The organism is Clostridium bornimense, from assembly GCF_018917145.1.
Lineage (GTDB): Bacteria > Bacillota > Clostridia > Clostridiales > Clostridiaceae > Clostridium_AN > Clostridium_AN bornimense_A.
The window spans coordinates 25,748-46,836 of the sequence record NZ_JAHLOD010000019.1 but is presented as its reverse complement, the minus strand read 5'-3'; the positions used below and the strand labels follow the sequence as shown (position 1 = coordinate 46,836).

20 protein-coding genes and 1 pseudogene are annotated in these 21,089 nt (G+C 28.9%); 2 read left to right on the top strand and 19 right to left on the bottom strand.

Features of this window, described 5'->3' with window-relative positions; genetic code table 11:
- Position 1: 1 nt before the first annotated feature.
- From KQI30_RS08640 to KQI30_RS08615, 6 genes and pseudogenes are all read right to left on the bottom strand, one after another.
- On the bottom strand, positions 2-874 hold the full coding sequence (locus tag KQI30_RS08640) for an NUDIX hydrolase (protein WP_216462902.1): 873 nt from the start codon (positions 872-874) through the stop codon (positions 2-4).
- Positions 875-1,158: 284 nt separating this feature from the next.
- Positions 1,159-1,650, bottom strand: a complete 492-nt coding sequence (locus tag KQI30_RS08635) for a hypothetical protein (protein ID WP_216462901.1) — start codon at positions 1,648-1,650, stop codon at positions 1,159-1,161.
- Positions 1,651-1,809: 159 nt separating this feature from the next.
- Complete coding sequence (locus tag KQI30_RS08630; RefSeq protein ID WP_216462900.1) at positions 1,810-2,601, bottom strand: CotH kinase family protein; 792 nt, start codon at positions 2,599-2,601, stop codon at positions 1,810-1,812.
- A 16-nt stretch (positions 2,602-2,617) separates the two neighbouring features.
- A complete protein-coding gene (locus tag KQI30_RS08625; protein WP_216462899.1) occupies positions 2,618-3,277 on the bottom strand; it encodes a DUF4956 domain-containing protein in 660 nt (219 codons plus the stop codon).
- 24 nt (positions 3,278-3,301) lie between these two features.
- Positions 3,302-3,922, bottom strand: a pseudogene (locus tag KQI30_RS08620) (polyphosphate polymerase domain-containing protein).
- A gap of 221 nt (positions 3,923-4,143) precedes the next feature.
- Positions 4,144-5,457 (bottom strand): sensor histidine kinase, encoded by a 1,314-nt coding sequence (locus KQI30_RS08615; protein WP_216462898.1) that lies wholly within the window; start codon positions 5,455-5,457, stop codon positions 4,144-4,146.
- A gap of 213 nt (positions 5,458-5,670) precedes the next feature.
- Between KQI30_RS08615 and KQI30_RS08610 the strand changes: the two genes are divergently transcribed.
- Positions 5,671-6,411 (top strand): LytR/AlgR family response regulator transcription factor, encoded by a 741-nt coding sequence (locus KQI30_RS08610; protein WP_216462897.1) that lies wholly within the window; start codon positions 5,671-5,673, stop codon positions 6,409-6,411.
- 363 nt (positions 6,412-6,774) lie between these two features.
- On the opposite strand, the gene KQI30_RS08605 is transcribed toward KQI30_RS08610, so the two are convergent.
- From KQI30_RS08605 to pta, 13 genes are all read right to left on the bottom strand, one after another.
- Positions 6,775-7,020, bottom strand: coding sequence for a hypothetical protein (locus KQI30_RS08605; RefSeq protein ID WP_216462896.1), 246 nt, complete (start codon positions 7,018-7,020; stop codon positions 6,775-6,777).
- Between the two features lie 260 nt (positions 7,021-7,280).
- Complete coding sequence (locus tag KQI30_RS08600) at positions 7,281-11,486, bottom strand: alpha-amylase family glycosyl hydrolase (protein ID WP_216462895.1); 4,206 nt, start codon at positions 11,484-11,486, stop codon at positions 7,281-7,283.
- Positions 11,487-11,750: 264 nt separating this feature from the next.
- Positions 11,751-12,551 (bottom strand): N-acetylmuramoyl-L-alanine amidase family protein, encoded by an 801-nt coding sequence (locus tag KQI30_RS08595; RefSeq protein ID WP_216462894.1) that lies wholly within the window; start codon positions 12,549-12,551, stop codon positions 11,751-11,753.
- A 168-nt stretch (positions 12,552-12,719) separates the two neighbouring features.
- Entirely contained in the window at positions 12,720-12,863 is a 144-nt protein-coding gene (locus tag KQI30_RS08590; protein ID WP_216462893.1) for a hypothetical protein, read from the bottom strand.
- 79 nt (positions 12,864-12,942) lie between these two features.
- Positions 12,943-13,203, bottom strand: coding sequence for a stage V sporulation protein S (locus KQI30_RS08585; protein WP_044038675.1), 261 nt, complete (start codon positions 13,201-13,203; stop codon positions 12,943-12,945).
- Positions 13,204-13,277: 74 nt separating this feature from the next.
- Positions 13,278-14,333 carry an elongator complex protein 3 gene (locus KQI30_RS08580; protein ID WP_216462892.1) on the bottom strand — a complete coding sequence of 352 codons (1,056 nt, stop codon included), beginning with the start codon at positions 14,331-14,333 and terminating at the stop codon, positions 13,278-13,280.
- Positions 14,323-15,027 (bottom strand): ribonuclease III, encoded by a 705-nt coding sequence (rnc, locus tag KQI30_RS08575; protein ID WP_216462891.1) that lies wholly within the window; start codon positions 15,025-15,027, stop codon positions 14,323-14,325. Before rnc ends, KQI30_RS08580 begins: the two co-directional genes overlap by 11 nt.
- 105 nt (positions 15,028-15,132) lie before the next feature.
- Entirely contained in the window at positions 15,133-15,366 is a 234-nt protein-coding gene (acpP, locus tag KQI30_RS08570) for an acyl carrier protein (RefSeq protein WP_216462890.1), read from the bottom strand.
- Positions 15,367-15,446: 80 nt separating this feature from the next.
- The gene (plsX, locus tag KQI30_RS08565) at positions 15,447-16,460 is read right to left on the bottom strand and encodes a phosphate acyltransferase PlsX (protein ID WP_216462889.1); all 1,014 of its coding nucleotides are present in this window, start codon (positions 16,458-16,460) and stop codon (positions 15,447-15,449) included.
- Positions 16,461-16,580: 120 nt separating this feature from the next.
- Entirely contained in the window at positions 16,581-16,766 is a 186-nt protein-coding gene (gene rpmF, locus KQI30_RS08560; protein ID WP_044038693.1) for a 50S ribosomal protein L32, read from the bottom strand.
- Positions 16,767-16,781: 15 nt separating this feature from the next.
- Positions 16,782-17,279, bottom strand: coding sequence for a YceD family protein (locus KQI30_RS08555; protein WP_216462888.1), 498 nt, complete (start codon positions 17,277-17,279; stop codon positions 16,782-16,784).
- A gap of 75 nt (positions 17,280-17,354) precedes the next feature.
- Positions 17,355-18,548, bottom strand: a complete 1,194-nt coding sequence (locus KQI30_RS08550) for an acetate/propionate family kinase (RefSeq protein WP_216462887.1) — start codon at positions 18,546-18,548, stop codon at positions 17,355-17,357.
- Between the two features lie 19 nt (positions 18,549-18,567).
- On the bottom strand, positions 18,568-19,563 hold the full coding sequence (gene pta / locus KQI30_RS08545) for a phosphate acetyltransferase (RefSeq protein ID WP_216462886.1): 996 nt from the start codon (positions 19,561-19,563) through the stop codon (positions 18,568-18,570).
- Between the two features lie 178 nt (positions 19,564-19,741).
- Between pta and KQI30_RS08540 the strand changes: the two genes are divergently transcribed.
- On the top strand, positions 19,742-20,971 hold the full coding sequence (locus KQI30_RS08540; protein ID WP_216462885.1) for a nucleotidyltransferase: 1,230 nt from the start codon (positions 19,742-19,744) through the stop codon (positions 20,969-20,971).
- Positions 20,972-21,089 lie beyond the last annotated feature (118 nt).

Here is a 21,089-nt window from a genome sequence, read left to right as displayed (position 1 = left end):
TCTAAAAATCATGTTTAAACTCTTCATTAAACTTAAAAACTTTTGCTGGTCTATGAGGTTTCCCTTCAATTTTTTCATCAGTTTCTATTATAAAATCATTCATTTTTCTTCTAAAATTTAATATTTTTCTTCCCATAATAGCTTCATAAACATATTGTAATTCTATTACAGTAAATAATTTTGGCAATAAATTAAATGCAATAGGGGTATATTCAACTTTGTTTCTCAATCTATCTATTCCATAATCTAAAATCTTGTAATGATCAAATGCTAATTTATCTTTACACTGTTCTTCTAGTATATATGTAATGGACTTTTTTCTTAAAATGCCTTTTTCTATCTTTTCTACAACATCATATGCTATTTCAACTTCATCATCTTCTGACTTTAAATTTAGCTTATACTTATTTTCTATATGTAAGTCATTTTTAGATTCTACAAGATGTTTTTCTACCCAAAACCACTTCTTTTCTTTTAAAGAATCTACTTCGATAGTTTTTATTTTTTCCTTAGCTACTAAAGCCATATTACTAATAGTTATTACTCTCGTTCTTTTATCTCTGTCTACATCACCAAAAGTATATAATTGTTCTAAATACATATCTTCTATTCCTGTTTTTTCTTTTAGTTTTCTAGCAGCTCCTTCCTCCAAACTTTCATCTTTCCTAATAAAACCACCTGGAATACACCACATATCCTTATCTGGTTGTTGATCTCTTTTAATTAGCAATACTTGAAGCCCTTTCCTCGGAACTTTCCTAATATTATCATCTTTTATATCCTCAGTAGTAAAAATTAATACATCATTAGTAACGCTTGGTTTATAATACTCTTTGTCGCTGTATTTTTTTAGAAATTCCTTTTCTTCATCCATATTAATTTAACCTCGTACATATTTTCTTTTAGATAATATCAAATTGACTTTATGTATTTATAATATGTTATTTTCATAAATTTGTCAACAAAAAAGGAGGTGTCACATTAACAAATAAAAAATTGTTAGCGATACCTCCTTTTATTATGGCAGAAAACAGGGCACAAGTATTGTATTTATTGCATATATAAAACTATTATACTTAAGTGTTGTTTTTCATAAATCATGGTTTCCACTCCAAGCTACATGAAAGTAAAGCTTTCATTAGCTCCCTGTAATAGTTATTATTTTCTCCGTTTATATAATGATACAAATACAATAGCACCTATTAATACTATTACTACACATACTATTTCATAAATATATTTTATATCTATAGTACTTTCTTTTGACACTTTCCAATTTTTATTATCCCCATTTATTCTATCTTTTTTAAAATTTTGCACCGTTCCATTACTATTATCTTCACTTTTATTTTCATCGTTAACACTATTATTATCTTTGGAACTATTATTATTTTTATCTTCTTGAGATCCTTGTTCCTTTTCTCCGCCACCTTGAACTCCCATGGATTGAAGATTAATTGATGATCCGTCTATTAACTTATCTTTATTTGAATTTTGATCTGTTGTAGTAGATGGTATAGTTCCATCTAGTTGTCCCTCTATACTTTTAGCCCTTAACACTCCAAATTCCTTAATTGTTTCAACAGCTGTTGTATACTTATCATAAGAATAAAACGCTGTTGGATCATTTTTCACATATTCATTTATCATTGCATCTACTGTTTATATAGTTTCAGTAAACTTACCACTATTAAAATATCCATCTACTATTTCTCTAAGATACTTATGATATGTTTTTTTATATTCATCAACTTCTAATAACTTAGCTACATAGTTCTTTAACTTAAATCAATACCGCTTACATGGGTATCAATCTGTACCTCCTGATGACATTCCTCCCATACCTAGTCCATTATTAGTCATTCCATCTTTGTTATTATTATTTTGTTGTTGATTATCACCATCATTGCTATTTTCTAGTGGTACTCCTCCTCCACCATTATTTTCTTTTTGCGCACCAGCACCTACACTTTCCGGTTTGTATAACTTTCCATAATTAGATCCAAAATTTCTTTCCGCATAGGATTCTTCCATAGCCTCTATTTCCAAATATAACCCCCAACTTTCACCATTAACAGTTACATTAACATAATTATGTAATGGTGCCGACAATGACATATATGACATTAAATCATAAGACAAATATTCCTTCATATACGTAGCATCAGATATATTATTATTTAAAATTAGCTTATCTAACCCATAACATGTCTGATTTGAAACATAATGATCAAATTCAATTTTGAAACTATATCTATCTGTGGTATCATCATTTGCAACACTTGTTAAACTAGTATTTCCTTTTGGTCTTATAGCTACATTTTTAAAAGCTTTCCCATTAACTATTACATCACAAGATATATATTCTTCTGCTAATGCATTTTCTAACATCTCACTCCAATCATCTTTATCAATAGATATATCTAGATTAATTATTTTATTCTTATTGAAAAGTTCTGTCTCATATTCAAATGATGTTGTATTAGAATCTTTCTCCTTTATTCCTAACACATCAGGAATAAAGATAAGTATTCCAGTAAAAATCATAGCAAACCCTATAACTACAGCAACAATTGCATTTAAGTATTTACTTGATATCATAGGTTATAACACCACCTTAAGACATATATTCACCATTGTAACTTACTAATACCGCCCTTGATACTCCCTCTACATTAGAAATCTTATTTACAAAATCAGTAGTCATTTCATTAAGTCTTACTTCTAATGTAAGTTCAATTCCATCCATAGAAATAGTTTTTGACTTCACCATATGTTTCTTTACTCCATCACTAACTGTTTTAACTACTCTTCTTTCTACTTCATCATTATTACAATCAACAACTAATATATATGGCGTATCTTTACTCTTTCTATTTACAAATACCACCATCAATACTCCAATAAAAATAGATCCTATAACTGCTAATGGTATAAGACCTGCACCTAATACTATACCTGCTGCAATTGACCAAAATAAAAATGCTATATCTAACGGTTCCTTAATAGCTGTCCTAAAACGAACGATAGACAATGCACCAACCATACCTAATGATAATATAACATTAGAAGTTACTGCTAATATTACTAATGTTGTTATAAGCGTCATTGCCATCAACGATACTCCAAAATTAGCTGAATAGATTACTCCATTAAAAGTCTTCTTATATACGTAAAATATAAATAGTCCTAAAGCAAAAGCTATTAATGTATCTATAATCGAAAAAGACGATGTTTTCTCTAAAAAACTTGATTTAAATATATCATTAAAAGTCATTTTACTTCCCCTTAAAAATACTTGTTATCCAAAATTTCTGCATACTGCATACTTCGAGAATGCTGTTTGTTCTCTATTATTGGTTTGAATCATGTCACGAAAGAAATTCATCAAACTTAACTTCCAAAATAATTATATTTTTATTATCACCACTATCATGTGCAATAGTAGGTAGGTGAAAATTAAATAGTTCTGTAGAATTTATTCCTGTTCTTATATCACTATCAAAAGTAATTCTTATGTTTCCCATATCATATATAAAAGGTTCTCTTATGTAATCAACTATAGTCTTTGGCTTTATTCTTTGATATTGCATTTTACTATACAATTCATTTAGTAGTTCTTCATCAACATGTTTCATCCATTCTATATCGCCAGAAATTATTTTTTCACATTCTTCTTTTGTAACTCTAACTGATTCTTTTAAGCATAGTCCGTTAATCTTAGTTTTTTCTCCATTTTTATAAAAGATGTATTTTCATTATAATAACGGATTCTAAACTTTTCCCTGAACTTAATTCCATATCTTTTTTCTCTAAGTACCTTATTATCATCATTATCAAAATAAAAACTTCTTATTTTATATTTACCATCATTATTGACATTTCTATCATGTCTAGCAACTATATTTAATCTTTGTCTTATAGTAAGATAATCACTATCTGTTAAATTTTCATTAAAGTTTTGTTAAATGATTGTTAAACAACTCGACCATAGTGTAATTTTCCAATATGAATGCTATATGAATTTTATGTGTTTTCATTAAGTTATAAATACATGCCATTATATTAACAACTATAGACTATTATCCCTGTATATTAAAAAACTGTCGCCTACGAGATTTAATCGTTATTGCGACAGTTTCACTATTTTTCATTTTCTATTTCTAACTTTTGTATAAACTCTACATCTTTTATTATTGTATCTAAAAAAATATTGGATGACTTATTCAAAATCTCTCTTACATTACTAAGTCCAGTTCCTCTATCTTTTCCTTTTGTTGAAAACCCCTTTTGGAACATTTTATATACCGGAGGTGTATCTTTAGTACAACTATTAATTATAATAATAAGAATAGATTTTTCCTTTTTTATTACTCCTAGTTTTATTACAGGTTTCTCACATAGCTCTGCTGCTTCAATAGCATTATCAAGAAAAATACCTATTACTCTAATAAGCTCTATAATATCCATAGATATATAATTTATTTTCTCACTTATATCTATAAATACATCTATACCTTTACCTTGAGCTCCTATAATTTTTGAAGATAATAATCCTTTTAATTCTACTATCTCAATATTTTTAAGTAATCCTATTCTAAAATTATTATTCTTTATTCCCTCTCCTAAAGGCATTATATTTTTATAAAAATGTTCTTCCAATCCCTCCATATCATTATCTTCTATATAACCAACTATAGACGATAATATATTTATGTAATCATGCCTAAACTTTCTCATATCAGTATATACTTTCTCTAAACTATTAGTATAATCTTTAAGATTCTGTAATTGTTCCTTTTTACTTTTGTACTCAATCTCTTTTGTTATCACCTTGATCATAGTAAATACTATAATCAGCAATAAAATAAAATATGCAATAAATAACATATTATTGTATTCTATTATATTACTTTCAACCTTAACTCTTTCCACCAAAATTATATTAGAATAAATAATCGATACAGTTAAAAATACAATTGCTATCATTAGAATTGCAAAACTTTTATCAAATTTAGCTGTTAGTATATTCCAATACCTTGTTATTGTTAATTTAACCATTCTACTTAATATCAATATTATAATTACTGTTATTAAGTATAAAAAGAAATATTCTTCTAAAGAGTAACTACCACCTCTCTCCACTCCTATATGTACTAGTTTTAAACATAAAAAAATTAAAATATAATTACTAATAGTTACCACAGCCAACGCTATTAGCGCAAAAAATATACTCGTAAATATATTCCTGTTATGAGTGTATAAAAATACTACTTGAATAATAACTAAAATTACTATTCCTAAATACTCAACTTGAAATTTTATTGGAAAAACGATTACTAAACTAATTGCTAAACCATATATTAAACTCTTTTTATTAATTTGAAATGGTACTACAGATATTAATGCAATATATATTAACGATATTGATGCAATTATTTGTGCTACTAATTCCATATTCTCACCTATTTGATTTATAATTTTAATAATATTATATCACACAAGGTAGCTTTTGGTATTTTTTTATTCATTTATAATTTTTTATTATTTATTCAAATACATTCATTATTTCGTATTTATTTCATTTTTATCTTTTATTTTAAATTTATGCATAATTATGATATAATTATTATATTATATTTATTGCTACTTTTAAAAGGAGTGTCAAATTTGCTTAAAATATTTTTATGTGAGGATAATTCCAATCAAAGAAATTCTATCTCTAAATTAATCAATAATTTAATTGAAAAAGAAAATTTTGATATGAATTTAACTCTTTCAACACCATATCCTCATGATATAATTAATTACTTAAAAGATAATAAAACAACTGGGTTGTACTTTCTTGATGTAGATTTAAACTCTACTATTAATGGAATTGAGCTTGCCCAAATTATTAGACAATATGATCCTACAGGTTTTATCGTATTTATAACTACTCATGAAGAAATGAGTTATCTTACTTTTACATATAAAGTTGAAGCTATGGATTATATAGTTAAAAACAATTATCCTTTTATAGAAAGTCGTATTTTACAATGCTTACAATTAGCTAATGAAAGATACACATTTAGAAGTGATACACCTAAGCCAAATTTTGTATTAAAATCTGGCGATAAGATAATTAATGTTGAACTTTCAAAGATTACTTTTTTTGAAACCTCTAGTACAATACATAAAATAATACTTCATACACTAGATAGTCAAATAGAGTTTTATGCTCAATTAAAGGATATTACAAAACTTGTAGATGAACGTTTTTATAGATGTCATAAATCTTTTTTAGTAAATACAGAAAATATTGAAAATATCGATACTGCATCTCGTATTATTACTATGATTAATGGTGAACAATGTCCTATATCAGTAAAATACTTAAAGCAATTTAAAAAAACAGGACTTTCACATTAAGTAATTAATTTTTCTTCATCAACAAACATTATGAAGGTGTCGCATTAACAAATGAAAGGTTGTTAGAGCGATACCTCCTTTTATTATGGCACGAGACAGGGCACAGGTTAAATGGCACAATGCACAATTTCAGTGTACAGTTAAGGAAACTATCTCATTCTATACTTAAAATTATCACACTTAAAATCTCAGAAATTCCCCAAAGAGAATTTCATCCATCACTGTGAACTGACACCTGTACACTGATATATACCTGTGCCTTGTACCCTCATACTTGTGACCTTCACTTCAATAATGTCTATTCTAGTTAAATAACAATTATATAAAAAAAGCCACTACACCATTTATGTAGCAGCTTACTCTTTATACATCTTTAAAATCTACATCTATTACATTTTCTACATCAAAATTATTGTTATTATTTTCTTTGAATTTTCTATTATTTATTTCATTATCAATTTCTCTGCTTGCTTTCTTCAACTTGTACTTACCATAAAAATATATTACAACGCCTACAATTATTATTATAGGTAATAACCAAATTAATGCCTTAACTATAAATAGCACTACAAATAATGCTAATAAAGTATATAAAATTCCCTTCCACATAATACTCTCCTCTATCCTATAATCTTATTTTTTTAATTATACATCGGATATTCTAAAATTTCAATATAAAGTTTACAGTATCCTGTAATATAGTTTTAATTATCTCTTGTTTCTTAATTCACAACTATAATTTTATAGTTGACCTTTATTTAAAATTTACTATATGAAATTTCATCTTTCATATAGCTTCTATTTCAATTTTGTATCAACTACAACTAATAAAAAAACTGCCACACTTTCGTGCAGCAGCTAAAATTTAATTATGAAATTTTCTTTTTCTTTCTAAATAATACAACTCCTATTGCTACTACAATTATTGATACACCTACTATAACAGTAATTCCAATTCCTCCTGTTTTACTTAATATTGAAGGACTATTTTTCTTATTAGTAGCCTTTTTATTATCGTTATTACCAGCACTTGTTGAATTATTGCCTGTATTTCCTGATTCTGTTTGTTCATCTGATTTTGTTGGCTTACTTGGATCTGTAGGATCTGTAGGATTTGTTGGTTCTGATGGATCTTCTGGTTTTGTTGGTTCTACATAAGCAGTTCTTTCAGCTACTACATATTTTTCATCATAACCATCTTTTAATCCATCTAAGTTAAGATTTAATTTCTTGAAATTTTTAACCAATATTAATCCATCCATTGCTGGAACTTTAACTGTTATCTTTCCATCTTCAATGTCATAGTAAGAATCTTTATCTAAAGCATTGTATAACTTTTTAGCATCTATATTCTTTAGATCTATAGTTACTTTTTGAGCTTTACTACTATTATTCATAAGTACTAGAACTTCATTATTCTTATCAAATCTTTCATAAGCAATTACTGCATCATTTCCAGTACTTATTGGATTTATATCACCAGTTCTAAGTGTTGAGTAAGCATTTCTAACAGCAGCTAAAGTTGCATATCTTTCAACTAGTTCTTTATCTCCTTTACCCCAAATCATACCTCTTCTATTATCTGGGTCAGCAGCTCCTACCATACCAAGTTCATCACCATAGTAGATAGTTGGAGTTCCTGGATAAGTCATTTGGAAGAATGGGATTAAGTTCATTTTACTTCTTGCTTTTTCTGAAGCTGCTCCAACGTGTCTAGATTGATCACTATCATCAACTCCATCAAGAGAAGAAAGTACTCTTGGTTTATCATGAGATCCAACTAAATTCATCATAGCTTGGAATGCTTCTTTTGGATATTGTTCTCTCATTTTTTCAAGTTCATTCATTGTTAAATCGGCTGTTTTACTTCCACTAGCATATCCTAATACTGATCCTCTAAATCTGTAATTCATTACTGAATCATACATATCACCTAAAAGATACTTAGAAGCATCTGTCCATATTTCACCAATAACAACATTATCTTGTCCAGCTTCTTTTACTGCATCTCTAAATGCTCTCCAAGTTTCATCTGAAACTTCATCAGCAACATCTAATCTCCATCCGCTAGTTCCTCTATCTAACCATAAATTAGTTACAGAGTCTTTATCAGATATAATATCCTTAGCCCAAGACTTAACATTTAACTCTGATCCATCTAAAGCTTGAATTACTGGCATTGAATCAAAACCATTCCATCCTTCATATCTATAGTGATCACCTGCTTTTTCATTGTATATCTTAAACCATTCACTATAAGTAAAATCAGTTATTCCTTCTGCTTTAAACTCTGCTTCTGCAGCCTTTATTGCATCTTCTTGAGATATAGATTTTTCGTTCATTATATCATATACTCTTGACCAATATTGGTATGCTCCAAGTGGCTTTCCAGCTTCTTTATATTTACCATATCTATCAAAGTAAACTGAATCATCAGATACGTGATTAAATACACCATCTAATATTATCTTCATATCTCTCTTACTTGCAGCTTTAATAAGACTTGTAAAGTCATCTAAGTTACCAAGAATCGCATCTACAGCTTCATAATCACTTATATCATATCTATGATTTGAAATTGAAGCATTAATAGGATTTATATATACAATGCTAACACCTAGAGATTGTAAGTAATCTAGTTTCTTCTCTATACCTTTTAAATCTCCACCAAATAAATCATTACTCCATTCTCCATCACTAGTATCTTTATCTGCTACTGGACTATCTGGCATGCTATACCAATCTGTTGGGAATGTATATTTAGTTGTTCCTCTTCCTATAGTTTGTGCATAGTCATTGCTAGTATCTCCATTGAAGAATCTATCTGGGAATATTTGATACATTATTCCATTCTTCATCCAATCTGGAGTTTTATAATCTGATTTATACACATTTACTTCATATGGTTTAACAGTTCCAGGTTCCCCACCTTTTCCTTCTCCAAAGTAAGTATCATCATCACCATACACCTTAGTATCTTCACCATTTGATACTAAGAAGAAATACTTATAAATACCTATTTCAGTAGCTTCATATTTTCCACTCCACATATTGTTTTTACCTTTAGTTAAATCAACATATTTAACTCCATTATCACCTTGAACTACTAATTGTACATTAGTTACATCATCACCAGTTTTCAATTTAAATGTTGCAGTTTCATTATCAGCTAATGCTCCATATGGTTTTTTGTACTCTGTACTTCTTGAATTGTAATAAAGTTCTTTTGTTTTGACTTTTACATCTGCTGCATTAGTATAAGCTAAGTCTAAAGTTGGATCATATGAAATTGTAACAACCTTATTTCTAGATACATTAAATGTTGGAACTGTAACTTCTTTATTTTCTAACACTATCTTGTAATTACTATAAGTACCTTTTTCTAAGGATACATCTATTGAATATCTACCATCTAATAACTTATCTTCTAATACTCCTACCTTACTATTACCATCTTTTAAATACATTTTTATAGCATTGTATTCTAATGAATTAACTATTACATGTGAATCATCATTATACGTAAACTTAACATTCATATCTTCTGGCACTGTTATAGAAATATTCTTTCCATCTTTTTCTGCATTGGCTCCATAATTTTCTCCCCAGTCACCCATAGCAACTTTATAAAGATAAGTACCTGCTTTTAAATCACCACTTAATTCATAAACACCATTTCCTACATAAGTCATAGTTGATTTTAATCCACCAGCTGGATTCCAAGATCCTGATTCACCCAACGCTGTTTGGATATCACCAGCTAATACTACTTTTCTACCTTTATATTCTGGAAAACTAATTAAGGAATTTCCATCTTTAGATTTAGCATCATTAGTTGGATCAACAATCCATTCATTATCCACTACAAACTTATATTCAATTTCTCTTGCACTATCACCAAGTCTAGTAGTATAAGACCATACACCATCATTATCTACATCTAAAGCAATTTTTCCATCGTCCCAATTAGTAAAATTACCTGCTACATATACAGAATCAGCCTTTTTATTTTGATATTTAAATGTTATTGTACCATTTGCATTAATTTGAGATTTAACCTCTTCAGGTTCTTCTTCTACAGGACCTGACTTTAATCCTAATGCTGATAAAACAATATTCTCATTTTCAATAGAAGTATACATTTTATGTGCTACAGGATCTATTACAAATACTACAAAGGCACCACCTTCTGGTACTGTAAACTTACCATTATCACCAGCACTTGGTAATGTTAATGCATCATCCCATGCATAATTACCTACTGCTTTATATTCATATGTTCCAGCTTTATAATACTTGCTATATACTAGTTTTCCATCTTCACTTAAGTTTGTAAATTCATAACCCTTAGCTGTAGCTTCCCAAGTATCTTTTTCTCCTCTTGCACTACCTATTAAAGAATATACAACATTAAGATCATTTTCATCTAAATCAGTATATGCCATTACATAATTATCCAAGTAATTGCCTATTACTGTTAACTTACTTTCCTTACCAGTTAAAGTAATACTAGCATTTGAACCTATTTCACCATTATCCCATGAATGACCATAAGAAACTTTGTATTCTACCTTGCCAGTTGCTCCAGGTTTTACATCAAAAGTTCTTTTATAAAAACCGCCACCTATGTATTCCATATCCATGTTAGCGTCGTCTTGTTTCCATGTTTGTCCACCAACAATAGCTGATTCAATTCCACCAACTAATGTTCCAGAAGTTTTAAATGAATTTTTATCATTCACTGAATCATAAACTTCATCATCTTTGCTACTATATCTAACATATATCTTTGTACCTTTATCTGCTTTTACCGTCTTAGATGTTACTGTTTTTCCATCTTTTATGACATCATATTTAATATCACTTCCAGTACCATCGATATCGGTTTCATAAAGTCCATTTTGATATACCTTCATTTCTTCTTTAACGCCATTAATTTCAACTTGTAACATTGAAATTTTATCAGTTTCTTCAGCAGAAACAACACCTTTATAAGGCAATAACGTAATAAAAAGAACTATTGCAGTAAATAAGCTAATTAAGTTGTAAAAACTTTTCTTTTTCATACTTCCCATAACTTTCCTCCTGTAAATTATTTTGAATTCTTTAACAATTGCTGCTAAAACCTTTACATGTGAAAGTATAACTATTATTACATTAATTTTTTTTATAGATATATTTTCACATTAAAGTTTACTTAAATTATACCATAGTGTTCGTATGTAGATAACAAAAAAAGACCCTTTCAGGTCTTTTTGTAAACTATTACATATTTTAACTCATTCTTATTGTTATTTCATCCAAGTAAATAATCTATCTATGTTTTTATAATACTTTAATTATTCATTTACTGAATCCTTGTCCCAATTTTCTTTTTTATATTCTAGAACACTATCTGTTATAGCTGAAGCTATATTTTCTTGACCAATACTAGATTTCAAATATGCTAAGTCATTACTATTTGAAAGAAAACCTAATTCTACTAATATTGCTGCTGCATTATTGTTTTTCAATACTGCTAATTCTCCATCGCTTTCATATTTTATTCCCCTACCAGTACTATAATTTAACGAATTTAATTTATCTTGTACTAATTTTGCCAACTTAGAACTATCTGTATTAGGATATCTACACCAAGTCTCTATTCCACTATAAGTCTCATCTTCTCCACTATTACAGTGAACAGATATAAAAACATCAGCTTTAGCTCTATTAGATATATTTACTCTTTCCTTAAGATCTTCAATTTCATCTCCATCCCAAGATAAATTATCAGTTTTTCTAGTGTATACTGCTTGTATGCCTTCTTTTTCTAACATCTTGCCAAGTTTTAGAACTACTTTTAAATTTATATCCTTCTCCTTAACACCAGAAGCACTTTTAGTTCCCTCATCATGACTTCCATGACCAGCATCTATACACACAGTAAATTTATTATCCTCTACATTAGCTAATACTACAGCTTCATTATTATTTTGAAATACATATGTAATAACTCCTTTACCCTTTTCAAAAATAAAACTACACGTATTTATAACTCCAATAAGTGCAAAAAATAATATAGTCACTCTTATAGTTACTCTTCTTCTTATCTTTCGTTTTCTCTGCTCTTTTGCAGATACCTTACTTTTTCTTGACATATTCTTTCTCCCAAAACTATCATAAAAATATCACTAAGTAAATTTAACATAAATCTATAACTTTGTTTACTTCAATAATATTTTCGTCTCTCCCCTAAAATAGTTTATAATTATGCGAGATTTTATAAAAATACTCTAAGAAAAGGCTATCTTTTCTTAGAGTATTCTCTACTTTTTGTTTTTATTATATCTACTATCTGCCTTTTCTAAAAAATCTTTTTCTGTCACTATATTCTTTTCAAATTCCTTAGCTGCATTTTTAGTAAAATTTCCAATAGCCTTCATATTAATTTTATTTTTTATATTAATCACTCCTTTAATACTTATTTTTAGTGATTATATAAAATTCTATTCATTAAGAGTACTAATAATATTTTGATACAATAACTTTTTATCTAGATTCTACTATAAATCTAATGGCAGTTCTCTCCTCTCCATCAATAGTAATTTCAGAAAATGCAGGGATTACTACTAAGTCGATTCCATTTGGTGCAACAAATCCTCTTGTAATTGCTAATGCTTTTACAGCTTGATTAACAGCTCCCGCTCCCACAGCTTGCACCTCTGCAGATACATTTTCTCTTAATACTGCTGATAATGCTCCTGCTACTGACTTTGGTTGTGATTTCGCTGATACTTTTAATACTTCCATAAATATCCCCCTATTACATCAATTATTATTTCATCACTATAATAATTCTATATTGTTGCATAAAATCCTTTTTTTTACTGTATTCCTTTAAACTTTTTTATCGCCATTTTTATACTTTTTTCCCCTTGCGCAAATAGTATTTCTCCCCTAGAAATACTATTATCAACTTTTACTATAATATTTTCGTTTATAATATCTTTAACTTCATTAAAATATTTTTTCTTATTACAATATAGTTTAGAAATATCTTTTTCATTTATTCTAATTTCTATATTCCCTTTTCCGTTTTCATACTCACTTTTTATAATATCACAATATATAGAGCCTTCGACTAATTCTCTAAATGCAGGATGAAATGGACCATCTACTATATCGCCATCATAATTTATTTCATTAGTAGTTTGTAGCCCTACTCTTATTACTTCTATATCGTTATCGATTAACATTTTATAAACAACTTTACATATATCTATAGCTTCATGTAATGTATATGGTTTATATATACCCATATTAAGCATCTTTTCCATAGATGTATCTTTTATTACCAATGAAGGATAAATTCTACATAATGATGGCTTCATTTCTATTATTCTTTTTGTTGTTTCAATATCTTTTTCAAATGTATCTCCTGGCAATCCTAGCATCATTTGATGTCCTAAAGTGATACCATACTCCTTTATCAACCTACTTGCTTCATAAACATCCTCTACAGTGTGACCTCGTCCTGATTTTTTTAATACATCTTCATCTAAAGATTGAACACCTAATTCTATTATATCAACATCATATTCTTTTAAATGCTCTAAAATCTTTCTATCTATATAATCTGGTCTTGTAGACATTCTTATCTTATCTATTAACCCTTTATCTTTATAGTCCTTTGCTACTGATAAAAGTTCTTTTTGCTTTTCAATAGGTATCCCTGTAAAAGTACCTCCAAAAAATGATACTTCTACTATTGAAGCTTTTCTATCTATGGTAGTGAGATATTCTTCTATTATATTTACTACATCTTTTTCATTAACTCTATTTTCTTCCCCAGAAATGGTTTCTTGATTACAAAATACACATTTATGAGGACATCCTTCCTGTGGAATAAAAATAGGTATTATAACATTTCTACTTTTCATCTATTACCTCCAAATGATTTAGTAAATCTTTTGCTGCTTTTTGTTCGCCTTCTTTTTTAGAGTATCCTTCGCCAAAGCCTTCTATTTCATTATTAACTAAAACTCTTACAAAAAACTTTCTTCTATGTGGTGGTCCTTCAAATTTTATAGTTTCATAAACTATTTCGGAATCCCCTAACTGTTGATAGTATTCTTGTAGCTTTGATTTATAATCCATAATTATCTTATTTTCTGTAGCTAATTTAATTATTTCTTTAAAATTCTCTAAAATAAATTTTCTAGCTACTTCCATACCTCTGTCTAAATATATAGCAGCTATTATAGCTTCTACAGCATCAGCTAAAATAGAAACTCTATGTCTACCACCAGTAAATTCTTCTCCTTTACTCATTCTGATAAACTTTCCTAAATCCCAACCGCTTGCAATTTTAAATAAAGAATTCTCACAAACTATCAAAGAACGTAACTTAGATAATTCTCCTTCTTTTTTTTCTTTATATTTATTATATAAATAATCTGAAATTACCACTTGCAATACAGAATCTCCTAAAAACTCCAACCTCTCATTATACTCTACTTTTATCTTGGGTTTAGCATATGATGAGTGTGTAATTGCTTCTAAAAGCAAATGTTTATTATTAAACTCTATTTTTAATATATCACACAACTCTTCTATTAGTATATTTTTATCCATACATATAACTCCTTTAACATTAAGACCATTCTTCAAATTACCATATAATTTCAAGAATAATCTCTAAATAAAAATTAAGCCTCGCTTAAAAGCGAGACTTATATTTTAACCTTCTACGCGTTCTCTTATGTATTCAACTACATCTCCAACAGTACTTACTTTATCGTAGTCTTCATCAGATATTTCTATTTCAAACTCATTTTCAATAGCCATTACTAATTCAACTACATCTAATGAATCTGCACCTAAATCATCTACAAAAGAAGATTCTAATTTTACCTCGTTTTCATCTACACCTAATTGGTCAACAATTATAGCTTTAACTTTATCAAATATCATCCTAAACACCTCCTAACTCTATAATGATAATAGTATAATAAATTTATCTCGTCAATATGTATTAATAAAAAAATGTTAATTTATACATCTTCATTTTTTTCTTTGATATCATTAATTCCTTTATGAATTTTATCTACTACTTTTCCTTCATATAATGCTACACATTGCTTAATCCCATTCTTAATTGCATAAGAATCAGAACTACCATGTGCCTTAACACAAATTCCTTTAACACCTAAAAATGGTGATCCACCAGTTTCTCTATAATCATATTTCTTTTGGAAATTCTTAAAAGTAGGTTTTAAAAGTAGTCCTCCCATTTTTCCTCTTGTACTACTCATAATTTCAGCTTTTATACCTTTTAATAAAGTAGATGCTACTCCTTCATACATCTTTAATACAGTATTTCCAACAAAACCGTCGCAAACTACTACATTTACATCTCCCTTAGGTATTTCTCTTGGTTCAACATTACCTACAAAGTTTATATCCATAGTTTTAAGTAATCCATATGTAGCTTTTGTAAGTTCATTACCTTTTTCTTCTTCTACACCGATATTTACAAGACCTATTGATGGATTTTTTATCCCCATCACATTTTCATAATACACTTTACCCATCATTGCAAAATCTTGTAGAAATTCTGGTTTACAATCTACATTTCCACCTACGTCTACTACCATAAATGGTCCATTTTGTCCTGGCATAATTGGTGCAAGAGCTGGTCTCTTTACACCTTTGATTCTACCTACAATTAAAGTAGATCCAGCTATAAAAGCCCCAGTACTTCCTGCTGATAATATTCCATCTGCTTCTCCTGATTTTACTAACTGAAGTCCTTTTACCAAAGATGAATCTTTTTTCTTTCTTATTGCAGCAGTAGGACTTTCATCATTACTTATAACCTCTTCGGTATGTACTATTCTTATTTTATCTTTATCATAATCATATTTATCTAATTCTTTTTTTATTAAATCTTCTTTTCCTGTAATAATAAGATTTAAATCTGTTCTTTCTTTTACAGCATCAACAGCTCCTTTTACTACATCTACTGGAGCATTGTCTCCACCCATTCCATCTATAACAAATATCATTTACTTCGTCTCCCATCAAGCATTAATAATCCTATAACTATTATATTATTTGTTTCGGTTAGGTGCAATTGATATTTTTCTTACAAAAAATAAAAGAAAGTCTTACGACTTTCCTTTATCTTATTCTTCTGTAGAAGCAATAACTTCCTTGTCGTTATAAGTACCACAGTTCTTGCACACTCTATGTGAAAGCTTCATTTCATGGCACTTTGGACATTCAACAACTCCTGGTAGACCTAACTTAAAAGTTTGAGCTCTTCTAGAGTTTCTTCTTCCTTTAGAGAATTTTCTAGCTGGATTTCCCATCAATAACACCTCCTCTTAGTTGTTGTTCAAAAAGTCTTTTAGCTTTTCAAAGCGAGGGTCTATAGAGGAATCTTCACAGCTGCACGTGTCAAAATTCTTATTAGTTCCACACTGTTGACATAAGCCTTTACAATCAGTTTTACATAGTACCTTTAACGGTATAGAAAATAATATATCATTTTCTAATACTGTAGCAAGGTCTATTATATCATTATGAATAAAGATGATATCTTCATCCTCATTACCACTATTGCGGGAAAGTTTTTCATGAATTTCCACGTTTACTGGATAATTAACCTCTTCAAGACAGCGACTACAATTAAGTACTAGCACACCTTGAACTACCCCGTCTAAAAAAATCAAGTTATCTTTTTCTCCTATAGTACCTACAAATTTCAAAGGTTCTTCTACTTTGTAGTTTTTTAAAGAAGTAAAGCTTTCTTTATCTAGCTCTAATTCCACTTCTTTACTATAAGAATTTTTTTCTTTAAGTTCTCTTAAATTTAACTTCATATTGTTACTCCCTAAAAAAACTTATCATTTAAATAACCATAATCAATTATATAAACGGTAAGATAAATTGTCAAGTTATTTCGTTATTATTGTTTTGGTATCTCTTGCTATCATTAGTTCTTCATCAGTAGTTACAATCATAGCTCTAACTTTAGAGCCTTTTTTAGTAATTACCTTTATTTCTCCGCCTTCTTCATTAGCTTCTTTATCGAAGTCTACTCCTAAGAACGCTAAAGATTCACATACATATTCTCTTATAGATGGATCGTTTTCACCAATTCCTCCAGAAAAGACTATTAAATCAACACCATTCATTTGTGCTGCATAATTTCCTATATATCCTTTTATTCTGTTTCCAAAGATTTTATATGCTAATACTGCTCTTTCTTCTCCTGCTACTTTATCATCTCTTACATCTCTAAAATCTGAAGACTTTCCATAAATACCCAAAATTCCACTCTTTTTATTTGCTATTATATCAACATCTTTGTAAGTAAGATTCTCTTTTTTCATAAGATAAGTAAATATTGATAAATCTACATCTCCGGTTCTTGTACCCATACATAAACCTTCTAATGGTGTAAATCCCATAGATGTATTTATGCTATGACCATCTTTTATTGCTGTTACTGAAGCACCACTTCCTAAATGGCAAGTTATTATTTTTAAGTTTTTAATATCTTCACCTAAGAACTCACACGCTCTATTAGAAATATATTTATGAGAAGTACCATGGAATCCATATCTTCTTATACCATACTTTTCATAATATTCATATGGTATTGGATATATATAATTTTCTTTAGGCATATTTACATGGAATGCAGTGTCAAACACCACCACCATAGGAGTATTTGGCATTATATCTAAGCATGCCTTAATTCCTACTAAGTTTGCATGATTATGCAAAGGTGCAAGCTCTATACATTCTCCGATATAATTGATAACATTTTCATCCACGAGTACAGATTCGGAATATTTTTCTCCACCATGAACTACTCTATGCCCTACACCAGCAATTTCGTCCATTGATTCAATAACACCATATTCCTTATCTGTTAATGCCTCTATTACCAACTTCACTCCATATCTATGATCTTTAATTGGTTCCTTTATTTCATATTTTTTGTCATTTACCTTATGAGTAAGTACTGATCCTTCCATCCCTATTCTTTCAACTAAACCTTTAGCCAATACCTTTTCATCATTCATATCAAATAATTGATATTTTATTGATGAACTTCCACAATTAATAACTAATACCTTCATACTTTTCCTCCTTTTATATTCACTTTTGCGCTTGAACTGCTGTTACTGCTACGACATTTACTATATCTTCTGGGCTACATCCTCTTGATAGGTCATTTATTGGTTTTGCAAATCCTTGACATATAGGACCAATAGCACTAGCTTTTGCAAATCTATGCACTAATTTATATCCTATATTACCGGCTTGCAAATCTGGGAATATAAGTACATTTGCTTTTCCAGCTACTGGTGAGTTTGGTGCTTTAAGTGCTGCCACTTCACTATCAATAGCTGCATCTAATTGTAGTTCTCCATCTATATCTAAGTCTGGTCTTTGCTTTTTAGCAATTTCTGCTGCTAATCTAACTTTATCAACTAATTCATGATGAGCACTTCCCATAGTTGAAAAAGATAACATTGCAACTTTTGGTTCAGTTTTGCATAATGTTCTACATGTTTCTGCTGTAGTTATTGCAATAGATGCTAACTCTTCTGCAGTTGGATTAGGATTTACAGCACAGTCTGCAAACAATAACATTCCTGCATCTCCATAATCACAATTTGGAATCATCATAGCAAAAAATCCTGATACGACCTTTGTACCTGGCGCAGTTTTTATTATTTGAAGACCTGGTCTTAATAAATCACCAGTAGTATGAATAGCTCCTGAAACCATTCCATCTGCATCTCCCATTTTAACCATCATTGTGCCAAAATATAATGGGTCTCTAACTATCTTTTCTGCTTTTTCTAAAGTCATCCCTTTATTTTTTCTTATCTCACAGAACTCCTCTATGTATTTCTCTAGTTTATCACTTTTGTTTGGATTAATTATCGTAGCACCATCTATGTCTACTCCAATTTTTCTAGCATTATTCCTTACTGTCTCTTCATCTCCAATTAAAATAAGGTCAGCTAAGGAATTTTCTATAATCTTACCTGCTGCTATTAAGTTTCTTCTTTCTTCTCCTTCAGCAAGAACAATTTTTTTCTTTTCAGCTCTTGCTTGTTTCCAAATTGTTTGCATAAATTGCATATGTGTTTTTACCTCCGCCTTCTTTGATACTTTTATTTTCTTACATTCCCTATAATAATGTTTTATTCTTTAATTATATACCTTATAATATAGCGGTACAATGTTTTTAATAATGTTAAAATATTTAGAATACTTAATTTTATTTACACAATAATAACAAAATTTGAAAGGAGATTTTATGAATCTTTGTGGAATAATTGCTGAATATAATCCAATGCATCTTGGGCATGTTTATCATATAGAAGAAACAAAAAAGAAAACTAATTGCGATGGTATCGTATGTATCCTTAGTGGAAACTTTGTTCAAAGAGGTCTCCCTAGTATATTAGACAAGTGGACTAGAGCAAAAATAGCTATAGAATCTGGAGTAGATTTAGTAATAGAGTTACCTTCTGTCTTTGCGGTATCCTCTGCAGAGCACTTTGCCTTTGGTGGTGTATCTTTATTAAATAATTTAAATGTCATTGATTATATATCATTCGGTTCTGAAGAAGGTAATTTACTATTAATAGATAAAATAAGTGATTTACTTATTGATGAGCCTTTAGAATATAAAAACTTATTAAAAGAAAACTTGAATAGCGGTTTATCATATCCTGTTGCTCGCATGGACGCTATAAAAACATTTTTAAATTTATCAACTGATGAAATTTCTATATTAAACCAATCAAACAATATATTATCTCTAGAATATCTTAAAGCTATAAAAACTTTAGATAGTAAAATAAAACCAACTACTATTAAAAGATTAGGCGCTAACTATAATTCAACAGAAGTATCATCAAGTTTTCCTTCTGCCTCAGGGGTAAGAGCATTTTTAAAAGATGGTGGAGATATAAATTCTCTTAGTGACAAATTGCCAACGTCAACTATATTAGAAACAAATAAAAATCTGGATAACTTAGTTTTTCCTTCTGATATGTTTCCATATATAAAATATAAACTACTAACTAACAAAGAAAGCATATCAAATATATATGATGTTTCTGAAGGTATTGATAATAAAATTTTAAAAGAAATTATTAACGCCAACTCTCTAGAGGAATTACTTATGAATATAAAAAGCAAGAGATATGCTTATACTAGATTATCTCGTATTCTTTGCAAACTTTTTATAGGACTTGAAAACTATGATGTTCAATCTATAGTAAAAAAACCTGTAGAATATGCACGTATTTTAGGACTTAATTCTACAGGAGCAGAGATAATAAAAGAAATTAAGAAAAAATCTGATATAGAAATAATCACAAAATTTCCTAGGAAATATTCAAATCCATCATTAGAAATAGATCTTTTAGCTACAAAAGCTTATTCTATGATAAATAAAAATATTGGGCCAATGGATGACTATAAAAGAGGACCATATGTCAATTCACAATTCACAATGCGCAATTCACAATTAAGGTGAATTTTCCCCTGTGGGGAAAATTATTTTAGTCTTGCAGACGGCATGTGATGTCAGTGGATAGTAAGACGTAATGAATATTAAAAATATTCATGTACTTGTCGTTGTATGTATATAATTA